The organism is Micromonospora sp. WMMD735 (genome assembly GCF_049178995.1).
Classification (GTDB): Bacteria; Actinomycetota; Actinomycetes; order Mycobacteriales; family Micromonosporaceae; genus Micromonospora; species Micromonospora wenchangensis.
Map to the genome: position 1 here is coordinate 5,477,025 of NZ_JBMHMJ010000002.1, position 17,997 is coordinate 5,495,021.

The 17,997-nt window shown below is 72.8% G+C and carries 16 protein-coding genes and 1 pseudogene; 8 read left to right on the forward strand and 9 right to left on the reverse strand.

Annotation, left to right across the window (positions count from 1 at the left end; translation table 11 throughout):
• The first annotated feature begins 55 nt into the window (after positions 1 to 55).
• Positions 56 to 328 carry a DUF4229 domain-containing protein gene (locus ACN268_RS23875; RefSeq protein ID WP_204925744.1) on the forward strand — a complete coding sequence of 91 codons (273 nt, stop codon included), beginning with the start codon at positions 56 to 58 and terminating at the stop codon, positions 326 to 328.
• 624 nt (positions 329 to 952) lie between these two features.
• Here ACN268_RS23875 and ACN268_RS23880 read toward each other — a convergent pair.
• Entirely contained in the window at positions 953 to 2,347 is a 1,395-nt protein-coding gene (locus ACN268_RS23880; RefSeq protein WP_421485077.1) for a C39 family peptidase, read from the reverse strand.
• A gap of 204 nt (positions 2,348 to 2,551) precedes the next feature.
• On the opposite strand from ACN268_RS23880, the pseudogene ACN268_RS23885 reads away from it, so the two are divergent.
• The 4 genes and pseudogenes from ACN268_RS23885 to ACN268_RS23900 form a co-directional block, all read left to right on the forward strand.
• A pseudogene (locus ACN268_RS23885) lies at positions 2,552 to 3,859 on the forward strand (M14 family zinc carboxypeptidase); the annotation flags it as partial.
• Positions 3,860 to 4,218: 359 nt separating this feature from the next.
• A complete protein-coding gene (locus ACN268_RS23890; RefSeq protein ID WP_421485078.1) occupies positions 4,219 to 5,157 on the forward strand; it encodes an ABC transporter substrate-binding protein in 939 nt (312 codons plus the stop codon).
• A gap of 97 nt (positions 5,158 to 5,254) precedes the next feature.
• Positions 5,255 to 6,289, forward strand: a complete 1,035-nt coding sequence (locus ACN268_RS23895; protein ID WP_421486978.1) for a FecCD family ABC transporter permease — start codon at positions 5,255 to 5,257, stop codon at positions 6,287 to 6,289.
• Between the two features lie 232 nt (positions 6,290 to 6,521).
• On the forward strand, positions 6,522 to 7,313 hold the full coding sequence (locus ACN268_RS23900; protein WP_421485079.1) for an ABC transporter ATP-binding protein: 792 nt from the start codon (positions 6,522 to 6,524) through the stop codon (positions 7,311 to 7,313).
• Between the two features lie 18 nt (positions 7,314 to 7,331).
• Here ACN268_RS23900 and ACN268_RS23905 read toward each other — a convergent pair whose 3' ends face one another.
• The 6 genes from ACN268_RS23905 to ACN268_RS23930 form a co-directional block, all read right to left on the reverse strand.
• Positions 7,332 to 8,093: a VOC family protein gene (locus ACN268_RS23905; RefSeq protein ID WP_421485080.1), complete on the reverse strand. Its 762-nt coding sequence runs from the start codon at positions 8,091 to 8,093 to the stop codon at positions 7,332 to 7,334.
• 92 nt (positions 8,094 to 8,185) lie between these two features.
• Positions 8,186 to 8,923 (reverse strand): ABC transporter permease, encoded by a 738-nt coding sequence (locus tag ACN268_RS23910; RefSeq protein WP_421485081.1) that lies wholly within the window; start codon positions 8,921 to 8,923, stop codon positions 8,186 to 8,188.
• Positions 8,924 to 8,935: 12 nt separating this feature from the next.
• Positions 8,936 to 9,859, reverse strand: coding sequence for an ABC transporter ATP-binding protein (locus ACN268_RS23915; protein WP_421485082.1), 924 nt, complete (start codon positions 9,857 to 9,859; stop codon positions 8,936 to 8,938).
• Complete coding sequence (locus tag ACN268_RS23920; protein WP_088646174.1) at positions 9,856 to 10,167, reverse strand: winged helix-turn-helix domain-containing protein; 312 nt, start codon at positions 10,165 to 10,167, stop codon at positions 9,856 to 9,858. The genes ACN268_RS23915 and ACN268_RS23920 overlap by 4 nt, the downstream gene beginning before the upstream one ends.
• Positions 10,164 to 10,790 (reverse strand): transporter, encoded by a 627-nt coding sequence (locus ACN268_RS23925; RefSeq protein WP_421485083.1) that lies wholly within the window; start codon positions 10,788 to 10,790, stop codon positions 10,164 to 10,166. The genes ACN268_RS23920 and ACN268_RS23925 overlap by 4 nt, the downstream gene beginning before the upstream one ends.
• Before the next feature lie 147 nt (positions 10,791 to 10,937).
• On the reverse strand, positions 10,938 to 13,085 hold the full coding sequence (locus tag ACN268_RS23930; protein WP_421485084.1) for a HelD family protein: 2,148 nt from the start codon (positions 13,083 to 13,085) through the stop codon (positions 10,938 to 10,940).
• A 268-nt stretch (positions 13,086 to 13,353) separates the two neighbouring features.
• On the opposite strand from ACN268_RS23930, the gene ACN268_RS23935 reads away from it, so the two are divergent.
• Complete coding sequence (locus tag ACN268_RS23935; protein WP_421485085.1) at positions 13,354 to 14,205, forward strand: menaquinone biosynthetic enzyme MqnA/MqnD family protein; 852 nt, start codon at positions 13,354 to 13,356, stop codon at positions 14,203 to 14,205.
• 96 nt (positions 14,206 to 14,301) lie between these two features.
• Here ACN268_RS23935 and ACN268_RS23940 read toward each other — a convergent pair whose 3' ends face one another.
• The gene (locus tag ACN268_RS23940; RefSeq protein WP_421485086.1) at positions 14,302 to 15,252 is read right to left on the reverse strand and encodes a hypothetical protein; all 951 of its coding nucleotides are present in this window, start codon (positions 15,250 to 15,252) and stop codon (positions 14,302 to 14,304) included.
• On the reverse strand, positions 15,252 to 16,235 hold the full coding sequence (locus ACN268_RS23945; protein ID WP_421485087.1) for a hypothetical protein: 984 nt from the start codon (positions 16,233 to 16,235) through the stop codon (positions 15,252 to 15,254). The genes ACN268_RS23940 and ACN268_RS23945 overlap by 1 nt, the downstream gene beginning before the upstream one ends.
• A gap of 368 nt (positions 16,236 to 16,603) precedes the next feature.
• Between ACN268_RS23945 and paaA the strand changes: the two genes are divergently transcribed.
• Both paaA and paaB read left to right on the forward strand, forming a co-directional pair.
• Positions 16,604 to 17,689: a 1,2-phenylacetyl-CoA epoxidase subunit PaaA gene (paaA, locus tag ACN268_RS23950; protein WP_421485088.1), complete on the forward strand. Its 1,086-nt coding sequence runs from the start codon at positions 16,604 to 16,606 to the stop codon at positions 17,687 to 17,689.
• A complete protein-coding gene (gene paaB, locus ACN268_RS23955) occupies positions 17,686 to 17,997 on the forward strand; it encodes a 1,2-phenylacetyl-CoA epoxidase subunit PaaB (protein ID WP_204925759.1) in 312 nt (103 codons plus the stop codon). The genes paaA and paaB overlap by 4 nt, the downstream gene beginning before the upstream one ends.

Here is a 17,997-nt window from a genome sequence, read left to right on the forward strand (position 1 = left end):
GCGCGAGGAGTGAGCGGGTTGTGCGAGCCCCGCAGTCGCGGATCGAGGCGGTCCGGTGAGCGCGGCGGTCAAGTACACATTGGCCCGGATCGGGCTGTTCCTGCTGGTCGTGGTGGCACTGTGGCCGGTCGGGATGAACCTGTTCCTCAAGCTTATGGTGGCGTTGATCTTCTCGGCCGCCGCGTCGTTCTTCCTGCTCCGGGGCTGGCGGGACCAGATGGCCGAGGAGGTGGCCGCCGCCGCCGAGCGACGTCGGGCGGAGAAGGAGCGGCTGCGCTCCGCCCTGGCGGGCGACGACCACCCCGTCGAGGGTGACCCCCGCCCCTGACCCCCGCCCCTGACCCCTGACCCCCGCCCGACCCGCGCACTCGTTCGCACCCTGCGCGTTCGCGCCCTGCCCGCCCGTATCGGTCGCGCGCCCCGCTGCCCGGCCGGACGAGCCTGAGATCTACTCCAGTGCGGCGAAGTAGCGGTATCACTCAGCAGTAATGCCGCTACTTCGGCTCACCTGAGTGGATCTCTCGGCCGACCGGGGGGAGGGGGATCTGGGCCTGGTCGGGCGAGAGAACCACTCAGGGGCGGGCCGGTGGCGGTATCGCCGAGTGGCGATGCCGCTGTTTCGGCCCCCTGGGCGGATCGCCTCCAGGCTGACCTGGGTGGATCGGGGTTCTGGCGACCAAGATTCACCCTGTGGTGGCGAATCAGGGGTGTCGTCGGGCGGTTATGCCCCTACTTCGGCCCACGGGAGTCGATCATCCCGCCCGACCGGGCCCGCCGACCGTGTCCGCCGGGTCCGCTGACCGGGCCCGCCCGACCGGGCCCGCCGACCGGGCCCGCCGACCGTGTCCGCCCGGCCGGGTCCGCTGACCGGGCCCGCCGACTGTGTCCGCCCGGCCGTGTCCGCCCGGCCGTGTCCGCCCGGCCGTGGGGATCTCGGGCGGGCGGATGGGGGTCACCAGTTGGTCGAGCCGGGGACCACCGGCCAGGGGCGGTCGGTCGGCTTGATCAGGTAGGCGATGCCGCCCGAGCCGCCGGCCACCGTGCCGTCGGCCCGGTGCCGCTTGGTCCGTAGCCAGATCTGCTCGAACTGGTCGCGTCGGTAGACGTTGCGCACCTCGGCGTTGGACGCGGACGCCGGGTCGTTGACGATCACGTCGCCCTCGGCGGTGAAGCCGACGATCACGAACAGGTGCCCGGAGGTGCCGTAGTTCGACCCGTCCAGCTCGGTGTCGAGGAAGGACTGCGAGGTGACCACGGGGATGCCGGCGCGGATGAAGCGTTCCGCCTCGTCGAGGGAGTGCAGCCGGGTGACCCGGGCTTCGATGCCGGGGAAACTGGCGGCGTACGCGGTGTTGAACGGCCAGTTGCCCGCGCCCTCGTACTCGTTGTCCCAGGTCATCCGGGCGGCGTGGACGACCTGCGGGTCCGGGTGGTCGGGGTCGATCCAGGACAGGTCGGCCGCCGACGGGAGCTTGCCGTAGTACTCCAGCACCATCGTGGTGGACGTCGGGCTGCACCAGACCTGGCCACCGCCGCCCCACTCGGGGTAGCTGCCCCGGTGGATCATCTGGGAGCGGGCCGGCACCGGCAGTTCGGTGCCCCAGGCGATGCCGCCCCGGCTCGGCGGGACGGTGAACCGGTCGGGCACGTGTGAACTCATCGCGCCGAGCATCCGCACGCGGGGCGCGGCGGCCTGGCCGGGTGCGCGGTAGAGGGTCAACCGGAGCTGGTACGACCGCAGCAGCACCCCGGCGTCCGCGTCGTCGATGGCGAACGTGTCGGTCCACACGCTGGACCAGGGGTCGCCCTGACCGTCCAGGGTGGCCCGGGCGATGTCGCGGTCGCCGGAGGCCCAGCGGGCCATGACGTACCAGGGGGTGTGGTCGCCTGTGGAGTAGGTGCCCTGGAGTTCGACCTGGAGCCAGGTGCCGGCGGGGGTGTCGGCGTTCCAGGAGGCGACCAGTTCGGTGGCGTCGAAGCCGATCGGGGTGGACGGCGAGGTCCAGGTGGCGTATTCCCAGGTGCGGGTGGTGCCGGTGTGTTCGTCGGTGAACTCGGTGGTGCCGGCGGGGCGGCCGATGGTGAGACCGGCGTGGCGGCCGGGTGCGGCGTGGGTGCCCCGGTGGGTGCCGGCCCGCCAGTCGGGGTACCGGGACCACTCCTGGAAGGTGATCTGCTCGTCGTGCCCACCGGCGGGCGGACGGTCCCCGGTGGGCGGACGGTCTCCGGCAGGTGGGTGCGTTCCGGTGGGTGACGGACCGCCGGCCCGGACGGGTGCGGTGCTCGCGAGCAGGGTGAGGGTGGCGACGCCGACGAGGGCGACCGTGCGCAGGACTCTGCTGGACATGGCAACTCCGCAGGGTGGGGAATCGTTGCCGCTCACTGTCCCGCCTGGCAGGAAGTTTCGCCAGGGGGTTGCATCAGGAAAACCATTGCCGACATGACGATCCGGTCGGGATGGTTGGAGATAGTCACAGATATTGATATGACCATGTGACTGCTGGTGGAGTGGGCGCACAACGGGATACCCCGTACCCCGAGGAGGATGTCCATGGCCTTCCGCACCTCCCCCTTCCGGCGTCGCCTGGCGCTCGCCGTCGTCGCCGGCCTCGGCCTCACCGCCGTCGCCACCGGGCCGGTCTCCGCCCGCCCGGCCCCGGAGCCCGAGCCCACCGCCGTCAGCTACCGCGTGCTGGGTCCGCGTACCCTCGCCGACCGCAACGCGGTCGCCCGCACCGGCGCGGCCATCGACTCCGCCGAGCACGGCGTGCTGTACGTCTCGGCCAACCGGTCCGAGGCCGCCGCCATCACCCGGCTCGGCTTCCGGCTGGAACGGGAGGTCGAGCCGTCCCCCGCCGAGGGTGCCCGCGCCAACGCCTTCCCGCCGGCCGACTCGAACTACCACGACTACGCCGAGCTGACCACCGTGGTCAACCAGGTGGTCGCCGACCACCCGGCGATCGCCCGCAAGATCAGCATCGGTCGGTCGTACGAGGGCCGCGACCTGATGGCGGTGAAGATCTCGGACAACGTCGGCACCGACGAGGCCGAACCGGAGATCCTGTTCAACTCCCAGCAGCACGCCCGCGAGCACCTGACCGTCGAGATGGCGATCTACCTGCTGAACCTGTTCACCGACAGCTACGGCAGTGACTCGCGGATCACCAGCATCGTCAACTCCCGGGAGATCTGGATCGTCCCCACGGTCAACCCGGACGGCAGCGAGTACGACATCGCCACCGGCTCCTACCGGTCCTGGCGCAAGAACCGGCAGCCCAACAGCGGTGCGGCGGCGGTCGGCACCGACCTGAACCGCAACTGGGGCTACAACTGGGGCTGTTGCGGCGGCTCGTCCGGCACGCCGTCGTCGAGCACCTACCGGGGGCCGTCCGCGTTCTCCGCGCCGGAGACCAAGGCGCTGCGGGACTTCGTCAACAGCCGGGTCGTCGGCGGGGTGCAGCAGATCAAGGCCAACATCGACTGGCACACCTACTCGCAGCTGGTGCTCTGGCCGTTCGGCTACACCACGGCGAACACCCCCAGCGGGATGACCGCCGACCAGTACAACACCTTCGCCACGCTCGGGCAGCGGATGGCGGCCACCAACGGCTACACCCCCGAGCAGTCCAGCGACCTCTACATCACCGACGGCGACAGCCTCGACTGGATGTGGGCGACCCACAAGATCTGGGCGTACACCTTCGAGATGTACCCCGGGTCGTCCGGGGCCGGCGGCGGCTTCTACCCGCCCGACGAGGTGATCCCCGCGCAGACCTCCCGCAACAAGGAGGCGGTGCTGCTCCTGTCCGAGTACGCCGACTGCCCCTACCGCGTGATCAACAAGCAGAGCACCTACTGCTGAGTTACCGGACGTGATTCCGGGTGGGGTCCCGTAAGCCCCCGGCGGGGCCCCACCCACCCCTCCCGTCCGGACGATCTTCGCTGGTGGTGCGCTACCGTGGCACCCGATCGACCGCAGCGAAGCCGGTGCGAAACCGGCGCTGTCCCGCAACTGTGATGACCCACCAGGCTCCCCGCCCCGCGCCGGAGCCGCCGCGACGCCCGGCCCGAGTGGCCGGCGTCGCCGTGTGTGGGGACGAGCCAGGTCGCCTGCGGTCGGTCGCGACACGCGCTCTCGAGGAAGGGCGCCTCGCGGACGGGCGCGCACCACGCTCCCTGTCGGCGAAGCACCACGCTCCTCGACCGACAGGAGGCCAGATGTCCCGACGTACCCCCCGGTTGTTCGCCGCGACCCTCGCGGTGGCCGCCCTCGCCCTCGGCGCGTGCGCCGAGAAGACCTCCGACGACACCCCCGCCGCCGGCGGCAGCTCCGGCGCGGCGGCCTTCCCGGCCACGGTGGGCAACCTCACCCTCGACAAGCGGCCCGAGAAGATCGTCTCGCTGTCGCCGACCGCGACCGAGATGCTCTTCGCCATCGGGGCAGGCTCGCAGGTCACCGCCGTCGACGACCAGTCGAACCACCCGGCCGACGCGCCCAAGAGCGAGCTGTCCGGCTTCCAGCCGAACGCCGAGGCGATCGCCGGCAAGAACCCCGACCTGGTGGTCCTCGCCAACGACACCAACAAGATCATCGCTCAGCTCACCGCGCTGAAGGTCCCGGTGCTGCTCACCCCGGCCGCCGCCACCCTCGACGACACCTACCGGCAGCTCACCGACCTGGGCACCCTCACCGGCCACCCGACCGAGGCGGCGGACGTCACCGCCCGGATGAAGGACGAGATCGGCAAGCTCACCAAGGACCTGCCGCAGCGGTCGACGAAGCTGACCTACTACCACGAGCTGGGGCCGGAGCTGTACAGCGCGACCAGCAAGACCTTCATCGGCTCGATCTACGCGCTGGCCGGCCTGGAGAACATCGCCGACGCCTCCGACGCCGACGGCAAGAACGGCGGATACCCGCAGCTCTCCCAGGAGGTCATCGTCAAGGCGAACCCCGACTTCGTCTTCCTCGCCGACGTCAAGTGCTGCCAGCAGAGCGCCGACACGGTCAAGGCCCGCAGCGGCTGGGCCGGCGTCACCGCCGTCAAGAACAACCAGGTCGTCGCGCTCGACGACGACATCGCCTCGCGCTGGGGCCCGCGCGTGGTCGACCTGCTCCGGTCGATCGTCGACGCCACCGCCAAGGTACCGGCGTGACGGTCCGGTGACCGTGCGGTCCACCACACCCGCACCGGCCGGGACGCGCGACGCGTCCCGGCCGGCCCGCGTCACCGGTACGCCCCGGCCAGCCGGCCTGCGCAAGCGCTGGCTCGCCGCCGGGGTGCTCGCCGTGCTGGTGGCCCTGGTCGCCGGGGTGTCCCTCGGCCCGGTCAGCCTGCCGCCCGGCAGCGTCGCCGCCGAGCTGCTCAACCTGCTGCCCGGGGTACGCCTGGACAGCGGGCTCACCGAACGCGAGATCGCGATCGTTACCGAGCTGCGGCTGCCGCGGGTGGTGCTCGGCCTGCTCGTCGGCGGTCTGCTCGCCCTGGCCGGCGGCTGCTACCAGGGGGTGTTCCGTAACCCGCTGGCCGACCCGTACCTGCTGGGGGTGGCGGCCGGCGCGGGGTTCGCGGTGACCGCGGTGATCACGCTGGGCGGCGTCGGGGCCGGCGGGGCGCTGACCGGGATGCCGGTCACCATTCCGCTCGCCGCGTTCGTCGGCTCGCTCGGCGCGGTCGCCCTGACCTACCTGCTCGGGGCGGCCGGTGGGCGGGACCGCTCCCCGGCCACCCTGATCCTGGCCGGGGTCGCGGTGTCCGCGTTCCTCGCCGCCGGGCAGACGTACCTGCTGCAACGGCACTCCGAAAGCATCCAGCAGGTCTACTCCTGGCTGCTCGGCCGGCTGGGCACCGCCGGTTGGGGTGACGTGCGGCTGATCCTGCCGTACTTCGTGCTGACCACCGTGGTGGTGCTGCTGCACCGGCGCGAACTCGACGTGCTCTCCGTCGGCGACGACGAGGCGAGCGGCCTCGGGCTGCACCCGCAACGCTCCCGCTACCTGCTGATCGCCGCCGCCTCGCTGGGCACCGCCGCCGCGGTTTCCGCCTCCGGGCTGATCGGCTTCGTCGGGATCATCGTGCCGCACACCGTACGGCTGCTGGCCGGGTCGAGCCACCGGGTGATCCTGCCGCTGTCGCTGCTCTTCGGGGCGGCGTTCCTGGCGCTGACCGACGTGGTCGCCCGGACCGCCGCCGCCCCCGCCGAGATCCCGATCGGCGTGGTCACCGCCCTGCTCGGCGGCCCGTTCTTCGTCCTGGTCCTGCGCACCGCCCGCCGGGTGTTCCCGTGAGCGCGAGGAGTGAGCCGGTGTTGCGAGCCCCGCAGTCGCGAACAGAGACAGCCCCGTGAGCGCGAGGAGTGAGCCGGTGTTGCGAGCCCCGCAGTCGCGAACAGAGACAGCCCCGTGAGCGCGAGGAGTGAGCCGGTGTTGCGAGCCCCGCAGTCGCGAACAGAGACAGCCCCGTGAGCGCGAGGAGTGAGCCGGTGTTGCGAGCCCCGCAGTCGCGAACGAAAGCGGACCGGTGAGCGTGCCGGCGGTGCAGGTGCGGGGGTTGCACGTGCGGCTAGGCGGGGAGGTGATCCTGGCCGGCGTCGACCTGACGGTCGCCGCGGGCGAGTGGGTCACCGTGATCGGGCCGAACGGCGCCGGCAAGTCGACCCTGCTGCGCGCCGTCGGCGGCCTGCTGCCCGCCCCGGACGCGGTCTCCCTCTTCGGTACGCCGTCCGGCGCGCTGCGTCGCCGGGAGCGGGCCCGGGTGGTGGCGACGGTGGCGCAGTCCCCGGTGGTGCCGGCGGGGATGTCGGTGTTCGACTACGTCCTGCTGGGGCGTACCCCGTACATCGCGCCGCTGGGCCGGGAGTCGGCGGCCGACCTGGCCGTCGTCCACGATGTCCTCGACCGGCTGGACCTGATCGGGTTCCACGGGCGGGAGTTGGCCACCCTCTCCGGCGGGGAACGGCAGCGGGTGTTCCTGGCCCGTGCCCTCGCCCAGGGGGCCACCCTGCTGCTGCTGGACGAGCCGACCAGCGCGCTGGACATCGGCCACCAGCAGGAGGTGCTGGAGCTGGTCGACCAGCTCCGCCGGACGCACGGCCTCACCGTGCTCGCCACCATGCACGACCTCTCCGTCGCCGGCGAGTACGCCGACCGGATGGTGCTGCTCGCCGACGGCCGGGTCGTCGCGGCGGGCCCGCCCGATGAGGTGCTCACCGAGGAGTTGCTGTCCCGCCACTACCGGGCCCGGGTGAGGGTCGTCCCCGGCGACCACGGTCCGCTGGTGGTGCCGAGCCGCCCCGGCCCGCCGCGCCCCTGAGCTGCGGCGTCCCCGTCGTCAGGTGGGGTCGGCGGCGGGGTGGAGCAGCGAGAACCGGGCACCTGTGGGGTCGCGTAGGGTGCTCCGGCGGCCGAGCAGGGTGTCCCGGGGCGGGGTGAGGATCGTGCCGCCGAGGGTGGTGGCGCGGGCGGCGGTCGCGTCCACGTCGGCCACCGCGAAGAACACCGACCAGTACGCCGGCCGCGCGGGGCCGGGGGTGGGCAGCATCCCGGCCACGATCCGGGCCCCGCACCGCCAGCCGGTGTAGCCGGGTCCTCCGGCGGGCTGCTCCTCCGGGTGCCAGCCGAAGACCAGCTCGTAGAAGACCTTCGCGCCCTCCGGGTCGGGGCTGACCAGCTCGTTCCAGCACATCGCCCCGGGGGCGTCGAGCAGTTCGGCGCCGGGGGTCCGCATCGGCTGCCAGACGCTGAACACCGCGCTGGCCGGGTCGGCGAAGACCGCCATCCGGCCGGCGTGCAGGACGTCGAACGGGGCGACCAGCACCTGCCCGCCGGCCGCCTCGACCCGGGTGGTGACCAGGTCGGCGTCGTCGGTCGCCACGTACGTCGACCAGACCGGCTCCCGGCCCGGGTCGGCCGGTGGGCCGGCACCCGCCACCGCCCGGCCGTCCCGGTGGAAGGTGGTGTAGCCGGCCCGCTCGGGTTCGGGTGCGATCCGGCCGGTCCAGCCGAACAGCTCCGGGTAGAACCGCCGGGCGGCGTCCAGGTCGGGGGTCGCCAGGTCGGTCCAGCAGGGCGTGCCCGCGGCGACGGTGCGCACGTCGACCCCTCTCGGCTGTGGGGCGGGCCGGTGGCCGCCCTGCCGGCATCGTGGCACCGGGCGGCGGCCACCGGGCCGAACCGGCGTACAGGTCAACTGAACCGGCGACCCTCGTCCCGGCGGTACGCCCAGCCGGAGACCGTGGCGAGCAGCACGATCCAGACCCCGAGCATGGCCAGGGCGAGCGGGTCGGGCCGCCAGTCGCCGACCGCCGCCCACATCAGCTCGACCGCGCCCCGGGTGGGCAGGAAGGGGGCGACCGCCTGGATGAAGCCGGGCGCGTCGCCCGGCGCGGAGAGCAGGCCGCCGCCGAAGGCCAGCGGGAAGAAGATGACCTGTGCGACGACGATCGCCGCCTTGCTCGGCAGCGAGTAGCCGATGGCGAGCCCCAGCAGGGTGAACGGCACCGACACCACGGCCACGGTGGCCGCGCCGAGCAGCAGCCCGACCGGGGTGACCCGGGCGGCCGTGGCGACCGCCGCGATGACCACGACGGGCAGCATCGACAGGTAGGTCAGCACCAGCCCGGCGAGGATCCGCCCGGCCAGCCGGGGTCCCGGCCCGGCCGGCAGGGTCCGGGTGTACGGGTTCCACGGCTGGTCGCGGTCCTCGGCGACGCCGACGCCGTACTGGAAGATGTTGGCGCTCATCACCGCGAAGGTGACCATCGCGGCGGTGGCGTAGGTCGCGCCGGTCGGGTCGTCGCCGGCGAACGGGACGACGAAGAAGAGCATCGCGGCGGCGGGGAAGAACGCGCTGCCGACCACGGCGACGGGGATGCGGATGGTCTCCAGGAGCTGGTAGCGGGCGTGGACCAGGGTGAGCGGCACGGCGTCGACTCCTCAGGCGGTGGGTCGGGCGCCGACGGCGGCGCTCGTGGTGGTGGCCGGGTCGGTGGTGGTCGGGCCGGCGGTGATGGCGAGGAACGCCTCCTCCAGCGAGGTGGGGCGGACCTCCAGCTCGCGGAACGTCACCCCGGCGGTGACCATGTCGCGGACCAGTTGGTCGGCGTCGGTGGTGAGCAGGTGGGTTCGCCCCTCGGTGTGTTCGGTGGCGACCACGCCGGGCAGCGCGGGCAGGTCGTCGGCGACGAGGCTGACCCGGCGGACGCCGACGATGCCCCTGATCGCGTCGGTGGTGTCGTCGGCGAGCACCCGGCCCTGCCCGAGCACCACGACCCGCTGCGCCAACGCTTCGACCTCTTCGAGATAGTGGCTGCTCAGCAGCACCGTCCCGCCGTCGGCGTGGAACGAGCGGATGGCCTCCCACAGGGTGTGCCGGGCCTCGACGTCCAGCCCGGTGGTCGGCTCGTCGAGGACGACCAGCCGGGGCCGGCCGACGAACGCCAGCGCGACGGCGAGCCGACGCCGCTGCCCGCCGGAGAGCCCGCCGGTCTGTCGTCGTGCCTGGTCGGTGAGGCCGAACCGGTCGAGCAGTTCACCCCGGGGGACCGGGTCGGGGTAGTGCGCGGAGACGAAGTCGACCACCTCGCCGACCCGGAGGGTACCGGGCAGGCCGGTCTCCTGCGGGGTGACCCCGAGTTGCTGTCGGGACGCCGGCCGGCGGGGGTCGCCGCCGAAGAGTTCGACCCGCCCGGCGCTGGGGCGGCGCAGCCCGACCAGCAGGTTGATCAGGGTGCTCTTGCCGGCGCCGTTCGGCCCGAGCAGGCCGACGAGTTCGCCGGTGGAGACGGTCAGGTCGGCCCGGTCGAGGGCGAGGACGTCGCCGTACCGGCGGGTGGCCTGGTCGGCATGGGCGAGGATCATCGGGGCTCCCGGGGGTCGGCGGGGTCGAGCAGGGCGCGGATGTTCTCGGTGTATTCCTCGAACGCCCGCCGTCCGCGCCGGCTGAGCCGGACCAGGGTGGTCGGGGTGCGTCCGCGGTGGGTCTTGTCGATCTCGACGTAGCCGGCGTCCTCCAGCTTGCGCAGGTGGACGGAGAGGTTGCCGGCGGTCATCGCGAGCAGTTCCTGCAGGCGGGGGAAGGTGATCCGGTCGCCGTCGGCGAGGGTGGCCAGGGTGACCACCACCCGCAGCCGGGCCTGGGCGTGGATGACCGGGTCGAGTTCGCTCATCCGTGCCGCCGCCGGGCGAGTGCGCCGGCCACCAGCAGTCCGCCGCCGCCGGCGACCGACACGACCAGGGCGTGCCAGCCGGGGCCGGCGACGACACCGACGATGTTGACGGCGGTGAGCCAGACGCCGAGGCGGTACAGGGTGCGGTCGAGCCAGATCGCGCCGCCGGCCATGTGCAGGGCACCGGTCAACCCCACCGACAGCGCCGACCAGAGCAGCCCGGCGAGGTCGGACGGCAGGCTGTCGGTGACCCGGCCGATCACCACGGACAGGCCGAAGAACCCGAGGCCCCAGGCCGTGCCGTACCACCTGCCGCGCAGGGCCGACTCGCCGGCGACGTGCCGGTAGGCGCGGGCGCTGCCCACCCCGAAGACCACTGCGGCGGCGACGAGCAGCACGAAGAGCACGCTCAGCGGCAGCCAGGCGGGCATCGCGACGATGGTGCGGCCGTCGGGGGAGAACCGCAGGAAGTAGACCCCGAAGCCGATCAGCCAGGCGAACCCCCACGGCCAGTAGTGCACCCGGGGGTCGGGTTCCAGCCGGCGGACGGTGCTGGCCCGTTGCTCGCGGATCAGCCGCATCGCGGCGGCGGCGTCGATGGGGGCGTCGTCTTCGGGGGTCATGCAAACTACTTTAAAACACAAAGTCGAGTCGTCGGCCGGCCGGGTCGGCCACCGGACAGCAGGGCCCGACCCGACGGCAGGGCCCGACCCGACGGCGTCCGGTGGGCCGTCCGGGGCAGATGCGGTCAGGCCGACGTGCAGGTGCGGTCAGGCCGGCGTCGGGCCGTCCGGGGGATCGGCCAGCGGGCCGGGCAGCGGTGCGGTGTGCAGCACCGACAACCGGGACACCGCCCGGGTCAACGCCACATAGAGGCGGTGCAGGCCACGCGGCTCGGCGGCCACGATCGCGGCCGGCTCGACCACCACCACCTGGTCGTACTCCAGGCCCTTGACCAGGGTCGCGGGGACGACGGTGACCCGGGCCGAGGCCGCCACGTCGTCGGCGGTCGCGGTCGGCACCCCGGCGTCGGCGAGCGCCGCCCGCAGCCCGTCCACCGCGTCGTCGGCGGCGATCACCCCGACCGAACCGTCGTGCCCGAGCGCCGCGCGCACCTCGGCCACCGTCGCCGCCACCAGGTCGGTCACGGTACGCACGTCGAGCGCACCGTCGCGGCGCAGCGACACCGCCGGTGGCACGTCGACCGCCAGCGCCGGCAGCAGCCGGTTGGCGAACGCGACCACCACGGCGGGCACCCGGAACCCGACGCTCAGCGGCACCACCACCGCGTCCGGCTTGCCCAGGTGGGCCAGGGACTCCCGCCAGTCGCTCGCCGCCCACGGCGCGGTGCCCTGGGCCAGGTCGCCGAGCAGGGTGATCGATCCGTGCTCGCTGCGCCTGGCGATGGCCCGGCACTGCATCGGCGAGAGATCCTGCGCCTCGTCCACGACGACGTGCCCGAAGCCGGCGGGCCGTTCGATCAGCCCGGCCGCCTCGTCGATCAGCACCGTGTCGGCGGCGGTCCACCGGGTCGCCTTCGGCGTCCGGCCGAGCTTCGTGCCCGCCGCGCCGGCCCCCGACCGGCTCCTGACCGGCCCGGCACCGGTCGGGTCGGTGCCGGTCGGATCGGTGGGAGTCGCCCCGCCGCGCAGCAGGGCCTGCTCGTCGGCGGTGAGCAGGCCGTCGGCGGCGGCGGCGAGGACGGCCGGGTCGCGGAGCACCGAGTGCACCAGGCCCTCCGGGGTGAGCGCCGGCCAGGCCGCGTCGAGGAAGGCGGTCACCGGGCGGGCCCTGCCCATCCGGCGCAGCCAGGCGTCGCCCGGCGACTCGGCCCGGCGGGCCTCGGCCTGACGCTGCAACAACCCGACCACCCGGGCCCGGACCCGCTCCCGCCCGGTGTCGTACGGCAGGCCCTCCCGCCGGGTCTCCTCGATCACCCGGTGCAGCGGCTCCAGACCGATCCGCCAGCGGAACGACCCGTCCGACACCATGATCGGCTCGGTCGGCGCGGTGATCCGCTGGTCCGCCGCCCGGCGCAGCACCCCGGCCATCCGGGGATCGTGCTTGAGGACGGCGACCTCCGGATCGTCGACCGCGCGGACGGGCACCCGGGCGACCAGGTCCTCCACGGTGGCCTGGGCCACCTCGACCTCGCCGAGGGCGGGCAGCACCGCCGCGATGTACGCAAGGAACGCCCGGTTGGGGCCGACGATCAGCACCCCGGCCCGGCGCAGCCGCTCCCGGTGCAGGTAGAGCAGGTACGCGGCGCGGTGCAGCCCGACCGCCGTCTTGCCGGTGCCCGGCGCACCCTGGACGCAGATCGAGTCGGCCAGGTCGGCCCGGACCAGTTCGTCCTGCTCGGGCTGGATGGTCGCGACGATGTCCCGCATCGGTCCGACCCGGGGGCGTTCGATCTCGGCGGTGAGGATGCGGCTGGCCGTGCCCAGCTCCTCACCCCGGTCCAGGTGCTCGTCCTCGAAGCTGGTCAGCGCCCCGGCGTTGAACCCGAACCGCCGTCGTACCGCGATGCCCTGCGGGTCCCGGGCGCTGGCCCGGTAGAACGAGCGGGAGACCGGGGCCCGCCAGTCCAGCACCAGTGGTTCGCCCCGGTCGTCGGTGACGTGCCGCCGGCCGACGTGGTAGCCGCGCCCGGCGTGCTCCGGGTCGGCGGGGCCGAAGTCCAGGCGGCCGAAGAAGAGCGCGGTGGTCGGGTCGTCGGCCAGCTCGGCGACCCGTCGGGCCAGGTGCCGGCCGAGCTGCTCGGCGGTGTACGCGTCCCCGGCGACCTTGTCACCGGTGGCGAAGAGCGACTCGGCGCGGTCGCGCATCCGTCGTAGCGCCTGCCGGGAGGTTGCCAGGTGGGCCCGCTCGGCGGCGAGCTCGTCGTCCAGGGACTGTTCGGGGGCGTGCAGGGTCATCCTCGTACTCCTCGACACGGGAAGAACACTGCCGCTCGCGTTTCCGACCCGGGGTCGGCGCGGGGACGTCCGCTGCGGTGCTACACACCTCGGCCGTCGGGCGGGACAAAGTAGCCTACTACCGCGGGCCGTCCCGGCAACCGAATTACGGCCTGGCAGCGGGCGGTCCTCGATCCGACCAGGTCGGCGCGGTGCCGGCGGTGCGGGGTTGGCCACTGTCCGGGCCTCCCGGTGAGCCGGTACGGGCCGGCGGGGATACGGTCGGGGCATGGTTGAGCGCGTGGCACGTCCCCGGGTCGGGCACATCCAGTTCCTGAACTGCCTGCCGATCTACTGGGGGCTGATGCGTTCCGGCGCGCTGCTCGACGTCGACCTGCACAAGGACTCGCCGGACCGGCTCAGTGCGGCGTTGGTCGCCGGTGACCTGGACATCGGCCCGATCTCCCAGGTGGAATACCTGCGGCACGCCGACGAGCTGCTGCTCCTGCCGGGCCTGGCGGTGGGCAGCGACGGGCCGGTGCTCTCGGTCAACGTGGTCTCCACCCGGCCGCTGGCCGAGCTGGACGGCCGGCGGGTCGCGCTCGGCTCGACCTCGCGGACCGGGGTGCTGCTGGCCCAGCTCCTGCTCGCCGACCGGTACGGCGTCCACCCGGAGTACTTCCGCTGCCCGCCCGACCTGACCCAGATGCTGCTGGAGGCCGACGCCGGGGTGCTGATCGGTGACGTGGCGCTGCGCGCCCTCTACGAGGCACCGGGTCGGGGGCTCGCGGTGACCGACCTCGGTCAGGCGTGGCGGGAGTGGACCGGGCTGCCGATGGTGTTCGCCGTCTGGGCGGTCCGCCGGGACTTCGCCGCCGCCCACCCGGGCCTGGTCAAGGAGGTGCACGAGGCGTTCCTGCGCTCCCGTGACCTGTGCCTGGCCGAGCTGGACCAGGTGGCCGAGGCGGCGGCCCGCTGGGAGCCGTTCGACGCGGCGACGCTGGCCACGTACTTCCGCGCCCTCGACTTCTCGTTGGGTGAGCGGCAGGTCGCCGGCCTGCGCGAGTTCGCCCGGCGGGCGGCGGCGACCGGCGAGGCCCCCGCCCTGCCCGAGGGCGGCCCGGAGTTCTTCGCCGGCTGACCCAACCGGTTGTGCGGCGATGTAGCGGTATCCCCGGCCGGGGATACCGCTACATCGGCGTTCCGGAGTCGATCAACCCGGAGTCGATCGAGCCGGTCAGGTGCTGGGGCCGAGCAGGGCCTTGGTGATCTTCTGGCAGTTCTTCATGCCGTACTCGTAGCCCAGGTTGATCGGGTAGCGGACCATCACGCCCATCGTCCAGGTGTCGCCGATGGCCAGGCAGTTGATGTGCATCTCCTGCTCGCGGGTCCGGTCGATCCAGCCGTTCTTGATGGCGATCTTCTTCTGCTGGGCCGCCGGGAACGCCTTGCGGATGCCGAAGTCACCCGATCCCCGGACCAGCCGCATCTCGTTGATCAGCCACTTGGTCCAGGTCGGGCCGGCGGCGCGACCGTCGGCGATGCAGTTGCCGAGCCGGGCGGCGTCGCGGGGGGAGAGGTTGGTCCGGCTCCAGCCACCGTCGTCGGCCACGCTGCTGTCGGTGAGCTTGCACAGCGAGAGCAGCCGCTTGATCGAGGCGGACCGGCCGACCCCGTTGTAGAACTGCTCGGCCCGGGTGTTGTCGCTGTCCCGGATGATCCGGGTGGCGTCGGCGAGCTTGGCGTCGCTCGGGGTCTGCCCCTTCTCGGCCGCCCGGCGCAGGTAGTCGGCGACGATCCACGACTTGATCAGCGAGGCGGTGGTGCTGGTCTCGGCCATGTTGTCCGAGCCGATGATCGTGCCGGTGCGGCGGTCCAGGACGCTCCAGGCGTACCAGCCCTCGATGTCGAGGTCGAGGTCCCGGTCCGCGAAGGGCAGCGGGGTGAGCGAGGGGGTCGGCGACGGTGCCGGGGTCGGCCGGCTGCGGCGGTCGACGGCCGACCCGGTGGACCGGGACGCGGTGGACGTGTCACCCCAGCGCGAGGCGGCGGTGGACTCCATCGGCGAGCCGGGGAGCAGCCGCAGCGAGACGAGCACGAGGCCGGTGAGGACCGCGGCGACCGCGACGATCTTCAGCGGGCGGTGGTCCCGCCGGGCGGAGCGGCCGGGCCGCCGGCTGCCCGGCATCAGAGCTTCCCGAGCGGCTGCGGCACCTTGAGCGCGGCGCCGGGCTGCGGGGTGACGAGTTGGGTGGCGACGCTGGCGCACACCTTGGCGCCGTAACTCAGCGGCTGTCTGATCGAGTAGCGCATCATCACGGCGAGGCTCCACTTGTCGGTGACGGCGAGGCAGTTGACGTGCCAGTTGCTGTCGTAGCTGAGGGGGGTCCAGCCGTTCTTCATCGCGACCGGGCCCTGCTTGGTGATCTCGTCGGGCAGGCCGTCGATGATGCCCCAGCGGCCGCCGCCGGAGCGGGCCAGCTGCTTGCCCACGCTGCCCCGGACCTGGGCCATCTCGTTGAGCACCCACTTGGTCCAGTGGGGGCCGGCGGCCTTGCCGTCGGCGACGCAGTCACCGAGCCGGGCCGCGTCGCGGGGGGACATCCGGGTGAAGCTCCACCAGCCCTCGTAGCCGGGGACGTTGCCGGGCTTGGTGTCCTTGAGACCGCAGATGGTGATCGCCCGCTTGAGCACCGGGCCGGGCTGGCCGTTGTCCAGCGCCCGGTACGAGCCGCCCGCCTTCGCGTAGAGCTTGTTGGTGGCGTCGTCGTCGCTGTCCCGGATGGCCATGCTCGCGAGCTTCAACATCGATGCAGCTGGCTTCTCGTCGCCGAGTTCGCGCAGGAAGTCGGAGACGATCCAGACCTTGAGCATCGACTCGGTGGAGCTGGTCGAGGTCATGTTCTTCGAGCCGGAGACCTGACCGGTCTTGCGGTCCTGCAGGGCCCAGGCGAAGAACTCCCCCTTGAAGGTCACCGAGACCGGGGCGGCGGCCAGGGTGGGCGCCGGGGGCGCGGTCGGCGCGGGCGCGGGCACCTTCTCCGCCGTGCCGCCGCCGGTACCGCCGGTCGGGTCGTCGCCGGCGAGCTTGGCGTACGCGGTCGGCACCAGCAGGCCGGTGCCGAGCAGCACCGCCATAACGGCGAGCACCATGATCACGCGAGATCGCATGCGTGGGTGAACTCCAGATGTCAGGCCGGGGGGACCGGCTGCTTCCGCGGGTGTCGGCTCGACCGCCGAGGCCGGGGGAGTGGCCTGTGTCTCGCTGGCGATCGTCGGTAGCCGATCGGTGGTGACCGGGGAAGTCTACGTCCGGACAGCCGACTCGCCAGAATCCGACGCACGGCAAACTGCCGGTAAGTCGAGATATAGGCACGGTTTGCGCCCCTTGTGGGTATTCATCTTTGATCAGTGACCCAAGTCATATCCGAGGAGGTGTCCTGGTATCGACCGAGCGCATCCACCTGGTAACGGAAGCCGCTACTCAAATCCTGTTACACCCTCTGGTGTCATCGGAGGCGAGCTGTAACACTTGACGAATGTATGGCAACGACTTCGCCCCGGAGCAGGACACGCCCGGTGGTGGCCTGCTCGGTCAGGTCGAGGCCGCCGAGGCGGCGTTGCGCGAGGCGGCGGCCCGCGCCCGGGAGGGCACCGCCACGCCCGGCGTGGACCCGGCGGCGTACTTCGCCGACGTGATCGACGCCGACCAGAAGATCGAACCCCGCGACTGGATGCCCGACGCCTACCGTCGGACGCTCGTCCGGCAGATCGCCCAGCACGCCCACTCCGAGATCATCGGCATGCAGCCCGAGGGGAACTGGATCAGCCGGGCCCCCTCGCTCAAGCGCAAGGCCATCCTGCTGGCCAAGGTGCAGGACGAGGCCGGCCACGGCCTCTACCTCTACGCCGCCGCCGAGACCCTGGGCGTCAGCCGCGACGAACTGGTCGAACTGCTGCTCGACGGTCGGCAGAAGTACAGCTCGATCTTCAACTACCCCACCCTCACCTGGGCCGACGTGGGCGCGATCGGTTGGCTGGTGGACGGCGCGGCGATCGTCAACCAGGTCCCGCTGTGCCGCTGCTCCTACGGGCCGTACGCGCGGGCGATGATCCGGGTCTGCAAGGAGGAGTCGTTCCACCAGCGGCAGGGCTACGAGATCCTGCACACCCTGGCGCACGGCACCCCGGCCCAGCGGGCGATGGCGCAGGACGCGCTCGACCGCTGGTGGTACCCGTCACTGGCGATGTTCGGCCCGCCGGACGGTGACTCCACCCACTCCGCGCAGTCGATGGCCTGGAAGATCAAACGGTTCTCCAACGACGAGCTGCGGCAGCGCTTCGTCGACATGTGCGTGCAGCAGGCGGAGGTCCTCGGCCTGCGCATCCCCGACCCCGACCTGCGCTGGAACGACGAGCGGCAGGCGTACGACTTCACCCAGCCCGACTACGACGAGCTGATGCGGGTGATCTCCGGTGAGGGCCCCTGCAACAGGCAACGGATGGAACACCGGCGACGGGCCCACGCCGACGGCGCCTGGGTACGCGAGGCCGCCACGGCGTACGCCGCGAAGCGGGCCGCGCAGAGCCGGGCCACGGACCAGCGGGAGAAGGTGGCCGCGTGAGCGAGCAGAACGAACCGCCCCGGGCGGCGGTGACCTCGCCGCTGTGGGAGGTCTTCGTCCGGGCCCGACGGGGGCTGTCCCACACCCACGTCGGCAGCCTGCACGCCCCCGACGCCGAGCTGGCCCTGCGCAACGCCCGGGACCTCTACACCAGGCGACAGGAGGGCGTCTCCATCTGGGTGGTGCCGGCCGGTGCGATCACCGCCTCCAGCCCCGACGAGAAGGACGCCTTCTTCGACCCGGCCGCCGACAAGGTCTACCGCCACCCCACCTTCTACGAGGTGCCTGACGGCGTGGCCCACCTGTGA

Excerpts from the sequence above, each read along its gene's own strand:
- ACN268_RS23880 (WP_421485077.1), bottom strand. The coding sequence starts at position 2,347 with ATGTCCAGCAGAGTCCTGCGCACGGTCGCCCTCGTCGGCGTCGCCACC.
- ACN268_RS23890 (WP_421485078.1), top strand. The coding sequence starts at position 4,219 with ATGTCCCGACGTACCCCCCGGTTGTTCGCCGCGACCCTCGCGGTGGCC.
- ACN268_RS23915 (WP_421485082.1), bottom strand. The coding sequence starts at position 9,859 with ATGATCCTCGCCCATGCCGACCAGGCCACCCGCCGGTACGGCGACGTC.
- ACN268_RS23920 (WP_088646174.1), bottom strand. The coding sequence starts at position 10,167 with ATGAGCGAACTCGACCCGGTCATCCACGCCCAGGCCCGGCTGCGGGTG.
- ACN268_RS23925 (WP_421485083.1), bottom strand. The coding sequence starts at position 10,790 with ATGACCCCCGAAGACGACGCCCCCATCGACGCCGCCGCCGCGATGCGG.
- ACN268_RS23930 (WP_421485084.1), bottom strand. The coding sequence starts at position 13,085 with ATGACCCTGCACGCCCCCGAACAGTCCCTGGACGACGAGCTCGCCGCC.
- ACN268_RS23935 (WP_421485085.1), top strand. The coding sequence starts at position 13,354 with ATGGTTGAGCGCGTGGCACGTCCCCGGGTCGGGCACATCCAGTTCCTG.
- ACN268_RS23940 (WP_421485086.1), bottom strand. The coding sequence starts at position 15,252 with ATGCCGGGCAGCCGGCGGCCCGGCCGCTCCGCCCGGCGGGACCACCGC.
- ACN268_RS23945 (WP_421485087.1), bottom strand. The coding sequence starts at position 16,235 with ATGCGATCTCGCGTGATCATGGTGCTCGCCGTTATGGCGGTGCTGCTC.
- paaA (WP_421485088.1), top strand. The coding sequence starts at position 16,604 with ATGTATGGCAACGACTTCGCCCCGGAGCAGGACACGCCCGGTGGTGGC.